The sequence below is a fragment of the Sphingomonas sp. genome (genome assembly GCF_036387595.1).
GTDB lineage: Bacteria > Pseudomonadota > Alphaproteobacteria > Sphingomonadales > Sphingomonadaceae > Sphingomonas.
The window spans coordinates 1-10,032 of record NZ_DASVTL010000112.1 but is presented as its reverse complement, the minus strand read 5'-3'; the positions used below and the strand labels follow the sequence as shown (position 1 = coordinate 10,032).

Below are 10,032 nucleotides of genomic sequence, written 5' to 3'. Positions count from 1 at the left end.
CGGGGTGGGGGCTCGTAGCGGCGAAGGGGCTTGAACTCCCGACGATCCCTTCCTCCACCAGCCAGCGCGCCAGCTTGGCGACGCGCTCCACCTTGTCGGCCAGCGTGCCGAGTTTGTCGTGGAAGACGATCTTGCCCAGCTTCTCCCGCTGAACGTCGAGAGCCACCTTCAGATCGGTGTCGTAGAAGAATTTGGCGTCCGAAAGCCGTGCGGCGAGCACCTTGCGGTTGCCGTCGACGATGCGCGCGCCGCCGTCGGTCGCGGCGATGTTGGCGGTGCAGATGAAGGCGTTGGCGAGCGCGCCGGCAGCGTCTCGACAGACGAAATACTTTTGATTCACCCGCGCGGTGAGCTGGATGACCTCGGGGGGCACGTCGAGGAAGGCTTCGTCGAAGCGGCCGAGGAGCGGCACCGGCCATTCGGTCAGCCCGGCGTTTTCGGCGACCAGTCCCTCGTCCTCGACCAGTTCCAGCCCGGCGCCCGCGGCGAGCGCCTGGGCGCCCTCGCGGATGATCGCCGCGCGCTCGTCCTGGTCGACGATGACATGGCAGGCGCGCAGTTTCTCGACGTAATCCTGCGCCGATCCGATGGTGATGACGCCGGGGTGGTGGAAGCGGTGGCCAAGCGTCGCGGCGCCGCTGGTTACGCCGGCGATCTCGACCGGAACGATGACGTCGCCGAACAGCGCGACGATCCCCTGTAACGGGCGAACCCAGCGCGGGCTTTCGGTGCTGGTGGAAGCGGCGCCCCAGCGCATCGACTTGGGCCAGGGAAAGCCGCGGACGATCGTCGGGATGGCTTCGGCGAGGACCGCGACGGTGGCGCGGCCGGGTTTTTGCGTAATCGCGAAGAGGATGCCGTCGCGTTCGGTCAGCTGGTCGCGGGTGAGCCCGGTCTTGCGCAGGAAGCCCTCGAGCGCCTGGGGCGGGGCCGCCGCCTTGGGGCCTTTGATCTCCTCGGACACCGCCTGAGTCGCGTCCGGCAGGTCGCGCGCGATAAGCGCCAGGCGGCGGGGGGTGGCGTAGGTCGTTACTTCGCGTGCGGTTAGGCCCGCCCTGGCGAGTTCGGCCGCGAACAGCCGCGCGAGGTCTTCGCGCGCGCGCGCCTGCATGCGGGCGGGAATTTCTTCGGAGCGGAGTTCGAGGAGGAAATCGGTCATGGTTTACCTTCTCCTCCCCGCTCGCGGGGAGGGGGACCGCCGCGCGACGCGCGGTGGTGGAGGGGGTCCGCCGCACACGCGACGATCGATGCGGCGACCTCGTCGGCATCCCTCAGGACGTCGGCTGCGGATATCCGCACAAGATGATAGCCCCGTGCCCGCAGGTCATCGTCGCGCCCTGCATCGCGCTGCGGCTGCTCGCCTCGGTTGTGCACCTCACCGTCGAGTTCGATCACCAGCTTGGCCGACGCGCAGTAGAAATCGGCAACATAGGGATCGATCGGGTGCTGCTTGCGAAAGGCAATACCCTCGGGCGACCCTCGCAGGCGTTTCCACAGCATGCGCTCGGGCGTGGTCATTTCGCGGCGGAGTTTGCGTGCCGAATATACCGTCGGGCGGCGTAGATTCGGCGAACCCCCTCCACCACCGCGCTGCGCGCGGCGGTCCCCCTCCCCGTCCCGGGGAGGAATTTCGGTCACGCCGTCCACCCGTTGTGCGCCATCCACGCCCCGCAGGCGCCCTTCGCAAGGTCGCGGACGCGGCCCATATAGGCTTGGCGTTCGGCGACCGAGATGACGCCTCGGGCCTGGAGCAGGTTGAAGACGTGGCTGGCCTTGATCGCCTGTTCGTAGGCGGGGATGGGCAGAGCGGCTGCCAGACTGTTCTCGCATTCCGCCACATGCTTGCGGAAGGCGTCGAACAGCGTGTCGGTGTCGGCGACCTCGAAGTTCCATTTCGACATCTGGCGCTCGTTTTCGAGGAACACGTCGCCATAGGTGACGCCCCGGTCATCGAAGCGCAGGTCGTACACATTGTCGACGTCCTGGATATACATCGCCAGGCGTTCGAGGCCGTAGGTCAGTTCGCCCGCGACGGGCTTCATGTCGAAACCGCCCATCTGCTGGAAATAGGTGAACTGGGTCACCTCCATGCCGTCGCACCAGACTTCCCAGCCCAGGCCCCAGGCGCCGAGCGTCGGCGATTCCCAGTCATCCTCGACGAAGCGGATGTCGTGCAGCGTCATGTCGACGCCGATCGCGGCCAGGCTGCCGAGATACAGGTCTTGCAGGTCGGCGGGCGAGGGCTTCAGGATCACCTGATATTGGTAATAATGCTGCAGCCGGTTCGGGTTCTCGCCATAGCGGCCGTCGGTCGGGCGGCGGCAGGGCTGGACGAAGGCGGCGTTCCACGTGTCCGGCCCCAGCGCGCGCAGCGTGGTGGCGGGGTGGAAGGTGCCCGCCCCCATTTCCATGTCATAGGGCTGGAGGATGACGCACCCCTGCGCGCTCCAATAATCGTGGAGCGTCAGGATCATTCGCTGGAAGGACATTCCGGAAGGGTTGATGCCGGTCATGATGGCGCGGGCTTTGGCTCATGGCTGGGGGCCGGTCAAGCACGCCCCCGTGGCGCAACCCGCCGGGAGCCGCTATCGGGCGCGTCGAGGAGTTTTCGGGATGGGGATGATCGTGAAATCGACGCTGGGCGCCTGCGCGCTGTTCCTGGCCTTGCCCGCCTGCGCGGGGGAAGCGCCACAAGCGCCCGCGCCGCGAGCGGCGAACGATGCCGATCCGGCGCTGTGGATGGTCAGGGATGCGGATACGACGGTGTATCTCTTCGGCACGATCCACGTCCTCAAACCCGGCCTGACCTGGTTCGACGAAGCGGTGAAGACCGCGTTCGATCGCTCGGACGAGGTGGTGCTGGAACTGGTGATGCCCGATCCGGCCGCGATGCAGGCGCTGGTGATGAGCCAGGGCATCCGTGCCGACGGCCCGCCGCTGACCGAACAAATCCCCGCGGACAAGCGCGCGGCCTATGCCAAGGCGGTGACCGACCTGGGGCTGCCGGCCAACGCGTTCGACAGGATGCGGCCGTGGTTCGCGGCGACCAACCTGTCGCTGCTGCCACTCCAGAAGCTGGGCTACGATCCCGCCAACGGGCCGGAGACGGTGATTACCGCAGCGGCAAAGGCGGCGGGCAAGCCGGTGTCGGGGCTGGAAACCGCCGAACAGCAGATCGGTTATTTCGCCGGCCTGTCGGAGGGCGCGCAGGTGCAGTTCCTGACCTCGACCGTGGACGAACTGCCCGAAGCGCAGGCGACGATGACCAAGATGGTCGGCGATTGGGCGGCGGGCAATCCGGGCGCGCTGGCCGAACAGATGAACGAAAGCCTGAAGGATTCGCCCGAGGTCGCCAAGGTGCTGCTGACCGATCGCAATGCGCGCTGGGCCAAATGGGTCGAGGCGCGGATGGCGCGGCCGGGCACGGTGTTCCTGGCGGTGGGGGCGGGCCATCTGGCGGGAGCGTCCAGCGTGCTGGCGGTGCTGTCGCGGGACAAGGTGAAGGTAACGCGGATCACGTATTGATTCCCTTGCTCCTCCCCGCTCGCCGGGAGGAGCAAAGACGTTGCCTTCCCGGCCCCCATCCGCTATGCGCGCCCGCTTCCGTTCATGGTCATCCCTGGAGGCGTGGCGGAAGTTTGAACACTAGCGCAATTCGGAGAATGCAATGAGCGACCTTTTGACGCTCGCAGCCGAGACGCGCGACCGGGTTGGCAAGGGAGCCTCCCGGGCGCTGCGTCGTGATGGCCGCGTGCCTGCCGTGATCTACGGCCAGAATCAGGAACCCACCTCGATCCATCTGGAGGAGAAGGCGCTGCGCAAGGCGCTGTCGACCGGGCACTTCATGAACACCGTCGTGATGGTCGGCGGCGTGCGGACGCTGCCCAAGGACGTCGCCTTCCACCCGGTCACCGACCGTCCGGTCCATGTCGACTTCCTGCGCATCGGCGAGCACTCGACCGTGACCGTCGCGGTGCCGATCGTGTTCGCCGACGAGGACGATTGCCCCGGCATCACCCAGGGCGGCGTGCTGAACATCACCCGCCACGACGTCGAGATCGTCGTCGATGCCGCCGACATCCCCAGCGAGATCGTGATTTCGCTGAAAGGTCTCGAAGTCGGTGCGTCGATCCACATCTCCGACGTGACGCTGCCCGCCGGCGCCAAGCCCGCGATCGACGACCGCGACTTCGCGATCGCGACGATCGTGCCGCCGACGGTGCCGACCGCCGCCGACGATGCAGCCGACGCGGAAGTCGCCGAGACTGCCGCTGCCGAGGCTGCCGAGGCCGCGGCTCCGAACGACGACGACAACGACGACGACAAGATCACGACTCAGAAGGACTGAGGCGGGCTGTCGTATGAAGGAGGGGGCAGGAGAGCGGTTGGCTTCCCTGCCCCTTTCTCGTTTTTGAGGACGCGCATGCAGATCTGGGCAGGCCTGGGCAATCCGGGCGCGCAATATGCGATGCATCGCCACAACGTCGGCTTCATGGCGGCCGACGCGATTGCGGCCGTCCACGATTTCGGCGCGATCAAGAAGCAGTTCCAGGGGTGGACCCAGGAAGGGCGGATCGGCGGCGAACGCGTGCTGCTGTTGAAGCCCGCTACCTTCATGAACGACAGCGGCCGCGCGATCGCCGAGGCGCTGCGCTTCTACAAATTGGGCGTCGAGGCGCTGACCGTCTTCCACGACGAACTCGACATCGCGCCCTTTCGCGTCAAGGTGAAGCGCGGCGGCGGCACTGCGGGGCATAACGGCCTGCGCTCGACCGACCAGCATCTGGGACCGGAATTCCGCCGGGTGCGGATCGGCATCGGCCATCCGGGGCATAAGGACCGGGTGACCGGCTATGTGCTCGGCAATTATGCCAAGGCGGAAATCGAGCCCCTGTCCGACGTTCTCGGCGCGATTGCGGCGGAGGCGCATTGGCTGGCGGCGGGCGATGACGAGCGTTTCATGAACGACGTCGCGCTGCGGCTGGCCGCATGAGCACGCGCGCGCTGTTCGCCACGTTGTTTTACGAAGCCACACTCGGCGACGCGGCAATGCTCGCCGAACTCGACGCGGCGTGCCGGCAGCTTGCGATCGACGACACCGCCGGCCGGCACTGGTCGAAGGATCACGGCTATCGCGGCTATACCAGCTACGCCTCGCTGAACGACCTGCCGCAGCGAGACCCGGCCTTCGCGGACCTCAAGCGTGCGCTCGACCGCCATGCCGCGAAGTTCGCGGGCGAATGCGGATTCGAACTCGGCGGCAAGCGGCTGAAGCTCGACAGCTTGTGGGTCAACGTCCTGAAGCCCGGCGGCACCCATTCGGGGCATCTGCACCCGCACAGCGTCGTCTCCGGCACGCTCTATATCGCGGTGCCGCCCGGATCGGGTGCGCTGAAGCTGGAAGACCCGCGCCTGCCGATGATGATGGCCGCCCCGCCACGCGCGGGCACCTTCGTCTATGCCGAACCAGCGCCGGGCAGCGTCTTCTTGTGGGAAAGCTGGCTGCGCCACGAAGTGATGCCCAATGCTGCCAAGGGCGAGCGGATCAGCGTCAGCTTCAACTACCGCTGGTAGCCGGCAGCCGCGCCGCGCGCATCATCGCAGCGGCGCGCTCGGTGGCCTGGCGGGTGTCCGTGGCGAGCTTCTTCACCTCCGACGCGACGACCGCGAACCCGCGCCCCGCCTCGCCGGCATGCGCCGCCTCGATCGTGGCATTCAGTGCGAGCAGATTGGTCTGCGTGGCGATGTCGCCGATCGTGCCGACGATCGTCGAAAGCTGCGCGAGCGTGTCCTCCAGCGTTTCCCTGAACTCGCGGCTTTCGTCCAGGCGCAGCTGCACCTCGTCTTCGAGCGCTACCTGATGGGTAATGTCGCTCGCGATCTTGACGACGCTGCGCGGCAGACCCGCGGCATCGAGGATCGGGTTGTAGGTGGCCTGTATCCATACTGGGCGGCCGGTCCGGTGCCGGCGGCGATACCGGCCGGCGTCGAACTCGCCCCGGGCCAGCCGCTGCCAGAACGCGCCATAACGGGGTTCGATCACGTCTTCGGGCTCACACAGGATGCGGTGGTGGCGGCCGATCAGGTCCGCGGACTCGTAACCGAATATTTGCAGGAAATTGCCGTTCGCGCGCAACACCCGGCCGTCCAGCGCGAACTCCACGATCGCCTGCGAGCGTTCGATGGCGCGAACCTTGCCCTCGTAATCGGCGTTGCGAGACTTGGCGTCGGTGATGTCGGTGGCAAACTTCACGATCCTGGTCGGACGGCCAGCGGGGTCCAGCAGCGGATTGTAGGTCGCCTGCAACCACACGACGCGGTCGTCGCGACCAATCCGCCGATACTCACCGCCATCGTAATGGCCCTGCGCGAGCCTGTCCCACCAGAGGGCATAATCGCGCGAGGCGGCGAACGTCGCTTCGCAGAACATCCGGTGGTGCCGACCGCGAATGTCTTCGAGCGCATAGCCCATCATGGTCAGGAACCGATCGTTGGCCCACTCCACGGTGCCATCCAGCGCGAATTCGATCACCGCATGCGAACGCGCGATCGCGTCCCAGGCGGCATCGGTCCTTCCCTTGCTGTGCACGCTGCCCCCGTCGACTATCGGGCACGGATTAGTCGGTTAATGGTTAATGCCGTGCTTACGTATCCCTGGCCGGCTGGCGTTTGGCGATGCGGCCCTCTATGCCGCGGCGCTTCTCCTTGATCGAAGGTCACTCATGGGTTTCCGTTGCGGTATCGTCGGGCTGCCGAATGTCGGCAAGTCCACCCTGTTCAACGCGCTGACGCAGACCGCGGCAGCGCAGGCGGCCAACTATCCGTTCTGCACGATCGAGCCGAACGTCGGCAACGTCGCGGTGCCCGACGAGCGGCTGGACGCGCTGGCGGCGATCGCGGGTTCGGCCAAGATCATCGAGACGCAGCTCGCGTTCGTCGACATCGCCGGGCTGGTGCGCGGCGCGTCGAAGGGCGAGGGGCTGGGCAACCAGTTTCTCGGCAACATCCGCGAGGTCGATGCGATCGTTCACGTCCTGCGCTGTTTCGAGGACGGCGACATCACGCATGTCGAGGGCAAGGTCGATCCGATCGCCGATGCCGAGACGGTCGAGACCGAGCTGATGCTGTCCGACCTGGAGAGCCTGGAAAAGCGGGTGCCAAACCTCGTCAAGAAGGGGCAACAGGGTGACAAGGAGGCCAAGATCGGCGCCGCGGTGCTCGGGCAGGCGCTCGACCTGCTGCGCGCCGGCAGCCCTGCACGGCTGACGGTGCCCAAGGACGAGGAGGAAGCCCGCATTTTCGCACAGGCGCAGCTGCTGACCGCCAAGCCGGTGCTCTACGTCTGCAACGTCGATGAGGGCCATGCCGCTCAGGGCAACGACTTTTCGGCACGCGTGTTTGCCAAGGCGGCGGCGGAAGGTGCGCAGGCGGTGGTGGTGTCGGCCGCGATCGAGGCGGAGATCGCGACCATGGCACCCGAGGACCGGGCCGAGTTCCTGAGCGATCTGGGCCTGGCGGAGACCGGGCTGACCCGCGTGATCCGCGCGGGCTATACGCTGCTCGACCTGCTGACCTTCTTCACCGTCGGTCCCAAGGAAGCGCGCGCGTGGACCGTCCACAAGGGCGCTCGGGCGCCGCAGGCGGCGGGCGAAATCCATACCGATTTCGAACGCGGCTTCATCCGCGCGGAGACGATCGCCTATGACGATTACGTCGCGTGCAAGGGCGAAAGCGGCGCACGCGATGCGGGCAAGCTGCGCCAGGAGGGTAAGGACTATGTCGTCCACGACGGCGACGTGATGCTGTTCCGCTTCAACGTGTGAGGGGGCCGAGGCCCTCCATCGTCACCCCGGACTTTTCGGGTGTCGTCCCAGGCGAACACATATAGCCCGTCACCCCGGCGCAAGCCGGGGTCCATCGCGCGGCCGGCGCCCTCCCAAGAGGCTTCAGGTTCTTCGTTTGCTGAACCATGGACCCCGCCTGCGCCGGGGTGACGAAATAGGGCACACAAATGCCCGGAGGGACAAATTTTCGAACGCGTTCGAGGTGCTGCTGACACGCTCCTGGGTTTCGCCGCCGCGCGCAGGCGGCTAGGGACGCGGCTAACGGCGGGAGGCAAGCGATGCGCAAGGTGACGGCGATCCTCTCGGCCTTGGCGCTCGGCGCCTGCGCTTATCCCTATACCCCCCCTGCCCTCGCCCCGGTCACCCGGCCCGCCGGCCCGGCGACCGGCGCGCTGGCGACCTCCGAAGCGCGCACGCCGGTCACCATCCTGGTGTCGATCGACGGTCTTCGTCCCGACCAGCTGGGGCGCGGCGATACGCCAGTGCTGGATGCACTGGCGAGAGGCGGCGTGTCCGCGGCGATGCGGCCTTCGTTCCCCACCCTCACCTTTCCCAACCATTATACCCTCGTCACCGGCCTACGGCCCGATCGCCACGGCGTGATCGACAACACGATGGAGGATGCACGGCGACCCGGCGTGCGCTTCGCCAATACCGAGGTGGCGCAGGTGCGCGACGGCTTCTGGTGGGACGGTGCCGAGCCGATCTGGGTAACCGCGGAGCGCGCGGGGATGCGCACGGCCACGATGTTCTGGCCGGGCAGCGAAGCCGCCATCCGCGGCGTGCGGCCGAGCAACTGGTTCGCCTACGCCGCCGATCTGACCAGCGCGCAGCGGAGCGAGGCGGTGCTCGACTGGATGCGGCGTCCTGCGGACACGCGCCCGGCGCTAGCGACGCTGTATTTCGATACCGTCGACAAGACCTCGCACAATGTCGGCTTCCTCTCGCCCGCGGTCGGCGCGGCGCTGCGCGAGATCGACACCGCGATCGGTGGCTTGCGCGACGGGCTGGCGGCGATCGGCCAGCCGGTGAATTTCATCATCGTGTCGGACCACGGCATGGCGCCGGTGCCGCCGTCGCAGCAGATGCCGACCGCCCCCTTGCTGGACCCCGCCGATTCGCGCGCAATCTATTCCGGACCGATGATCGGCGTCATCCCGCTGCCGGGGCATGAGGCGGCGGTGACAAGGCGTGTGCTGGCGTATCGCACGCACGCACGCTGCTGGCGGCGGGAGGCGATCCCCGCGCGGTTGCATTTCGGGACCAATCCGCGCGTGCCGCCGCTGGTGTGTCTGTCGGACATCGGCTGGCGGTTCGCGCAGGCGACGATCCCGCCGTTCGTGAAGGGCGATCACGGCTTCGACAATGCCGATCCGTCGATGCGCGCGGTGTTCCTGGCCAACGGGCCGGCATTTGCGGCGGGCAAGCGGCTGGCGGCGTTTGACAATGTCGATGTCTATCCGCTGCTGCGCGATCTCATCGGCCTGCCGCCAGCGACCGGGATCGACGGCAGCGACGCGCCTTTCCGGCGGGTGATGGTGAGAAGTCCAGGCTGATGCAGTATTTCGAGGATATCGTGGTCGGCGCCAAGGCGTCGTTCGGCGCTTATGCGGTGGATCGCGACGAGGTGATCGCCTTTGCGGAGAAATTCGATCCCCAGCCCTTCCACCTCTCCGAAGAAGCCGCGGCCCAGACCCATTTCGGGCGGCTGTCGGCCAGCGGCTGGCACACCTGCGCGATGGCGATGGCGATGCTGGTCGCCAATCTGAAGGAGAGCCGTCAGGCCGGACTGGGATCGCCGGGCATGGACGAACTGCGCTGGCTCAAGCCCGTCTATCCCGGCGACACGTTGCGCGCCGAAACCGAGGTGCTGGAGAAGCGCCCGTCCGCCTCCCGCCCCGAGATGGGCATCTTCAAGAGCCGGATGACGGTGTTCAATCAGGATGATGTCGCGGTGATGACGATGATCTCGAACGGACTTATCGCCACCCGGCCGGCAGTTTGAGGTTATCCCTCGCCGCGCGATCGGGCGAGCACGCCGCTACGACTAGGTTCTGTCTGCATTTAACGTAGCCAGATCATGGCGCAGGCGAGGTGGACGAAGCCCATGAAGGCAGGCAGTGTCTTTTCGCAGCGCAAGGCGATCCTGCGGAAGCGTTTGAGTTTGTTGAAGAAGCATTCGACCTGA

11 protein-coding genes and 1 pseudogene are annotated in these 10,032 nt (G+C 66.9%); 7 read left to right on the top strand and 5 right to left on the bottom strand.

Going from position 1 to position 10,032, the window contains the following annotated elements; genetic code table 11:
- The 3 genes from glyS to VF643_RS12910 all read right to left on the bottom strand — a co-directional run.
- The coding region (gene glyS, locus VF643_RS12920) for a glycine--tRNA ligase subunit beta (RefSeq protein WP_331043793.1) at window positions 1-1,159 on the bottom strand (1,159 nt) is incomplete at its 3' end.
- Complete coding sequence (locus tag VF643_RS12915) at window positions 1,156-1,638, bottom strand: endonuclease domain-containing protein (protein WP_331043796.1); 483 nt, start codon at window positions 1,636-1,638, stop codon at window positions 1,156-1,158. The genes VF643_RS12915 and glyS, both read right to left, overlap by 4 nt.
- A complete protein-coding gene (locus VF643_RS12910) occupies window positions 1,635-2,513 on the bottom strand; it encodes a glycine--tRNA ligase subunit alpha (protein ID WP_414713861.1) in 879 nt (292 codons plus the stop codon). The genes VF643_RS12915 and VF643_RS12910 overlap by 4 nt, the downstream gene beginning before the upstream one ends.
- A gap of 100 nt (window positions 2,514-2,613) precedes the next feature.
- On the opposite strand from VF643_RS12910, the gene VF643_RS12905 reads away from it, so the two are divergent.
- The 4 genes from VF643_RS12905 (at window position 2,614) to VF643_RS12890 (ending at window position 5,574) form a co-directional block, all read left to right on the top strand.
- Window positions 2,614-3,525 carry a TraB/GumN family protein gene (locus tag VF643_RS12905; protein ID WP_331043792.1) on the top strand — a complete coding sequence of 304 codons (912 nt, stop codon included), beginning with the start codon at window positions 2,614-2,616 and terminating at the stop codon, window positions 3,523-3,525.
- Window positions 3,526-3,667: 142 nt separating this feature from the next.
- Window positions 3,668-4,348 (top strand): 50S ribosomal protein L25/general stress protein Ctc, encoded by a 681-nt coding sequence (locus VF643_RS12900; RefSeq protein ID WP_331043791.1) that lies wholly within the window; start codon window positions 3,668-3,670, stop codon window positions 4,346-4,348.
- Window positions 4,349-4,423: 75 nt separating this feature from the next.
- Window positions 4,424-4,993 (top strand): aminoacyl-tRNA hydrolase, encoded by a 570-nt coding sequence (gene pth / locus VF643_RS12895; RefSeq protein ID WP_331043790.1) that lies wholly within the window; start codon window positions 4,424-4,426, stop codon window positions 4,991-4,993.
- Window positions 4,990-5,574 (top strand): TIGR02466 family protein, encoded by a 585-nt coding sequence (locus VF643_RS12890; RefSeq protein ID WP_331043789.1) that lies wholly within the window; start codon window positions 4,990-4,992, stop codon window positions 5,572-5,574. Before pth ends, VF643_RS12890 begins: the two co-directional genes overlap by 4 nt.
- Here VF643_RS12890 and VF643_RS12880 read toward each other — a convergent pair.
- Window positions 5,558-6,589: a methyl-accepting chemotaxis protein gene (locus VF643_RS12880; protein WP_414713860.1), complete on the bottom strand. Its 1,032-nt coding sequence runs from the start codon at window positions 6,587-6,589 to the stop codon at window positions 5,558-5,560. The two genes, VF643_RS12890 and VF643_RS12880, sit on opposite strands and share 17 nt — an antisense overlap.
- Window positions 6,590-6,722: 133 nt before the next feature.
- Between VF643_RS12880 and ychF the strand changes: the two genes are divergently transcribed.
- From ychF to VF643_RS12865, 3 genes are all read left to right on the top strand, one after another.
- On the top strand, window positions 6,723-7,823 hold the full coding sequence (gene ychF, locus VF643_RS12875; RefSeq protein ID WP_331043788.1) for a redox-regulated ATPase YchF: 1,101 nt from the start codon (window positions 6,723-6,725) through the stop codon (window positions 7,821-7,823).
- A 299-nt stretch (window positions 7,824-8,122) separates the two neighbouring features.
- Entirely contained in the window at window positions 8,123-9,400 is a 1,278-nt protein-coding gene (locus tag VF643_RS12870) for an ectonucleotide pyrophosphatase/phosphodiesterase (RefSeq protein ID WP_331043787.1), read from the top strand.
- Window positions 9,400-9,849: a MaoC family dehydratase gene (locus VF643_RS12865; protein ID WP_331043786.1), complete on the top strand. Its 450-nt coding sequence runs from the start codon at window positions 9,400-9,402 to the stop codon at window positions 9,847-9,849. The genes VF643_RS12870 and VF643_RS12865 overlap by 1 nt, the downstream gene beginning before the upstream one ends.
- A gap of 59 nt (window positions 9,850-9,908) precedes the next feature.
- On the opposite strand, the pseudogene VF643_RS12860 reads toward VF643_RS12865, so the two are convergent.
- Window positions 9,909-10,032, bottom strand: a pseudogene (locus tag VF643_RS12860) (IS5/IS1182 family transposase); the annotation flags it as partial.

Excerpts from the sequence above, each read along its gene's own strand:
- VF643_RS12910 (WP_414713861.1), bottom strand. The coding sequence starts at position 2,513 with ATGACCGGCATCAACCCTTCCGGAATGTCCTTCCAGCGAATGATCCTG.
- VF643_RS12905 (WP_331043792.1), top strand. The coding sequence starts at position 2,614 with ATGGGGATGATCGTGAAATCGACGCTGGGCGCCTGCGCGCTGTTCCTG.
- VF643_RS12900 (WP_331043791.1), top strand. The coding sequence starts at position 3,668 with ATGAGCGACCTTTTGACGCTCGCAGCCGAGACGCGCGACCGGGTTGGC.
- pth (WP_331043790.1), top strand. The coding sequence starts at position 4,424 with ATGCAGATCTGGGCAGGCCTGGGCAATCCGGGCGCGCAATATGCGATG.
- VF643_RS12890 (WP_331043789.1), top strand. The coding sequence starts at position 4,990 with ATGAGCACGCGCGCGCTGTTCGCCACGTTGTTTTACGAAGCCACACTC.
- ychF (WP_331043788.1), top strand. The coding sequence starts at position 6,723 with ATGGGTTTCCGTTGCGGTATCGTCGGGCTGCCGAATGTCGGCAAGTCC.
- VF643_RS12870 (WP_331043787.1), top strand. The coding sequence starts at position 8,123 with ATGCGCAAGGTGACGGCGATCCTCTCGGCCTTGGCGCTCGGCGCCTGC.
- VF643_RS12865 (WP_331043786.1), top strand. The coding sequence starts at position 9,400 with ATGCAGTATTTCGAGGATATCGTGGTCGGCGCCAAGGCGTCGTTCGGC.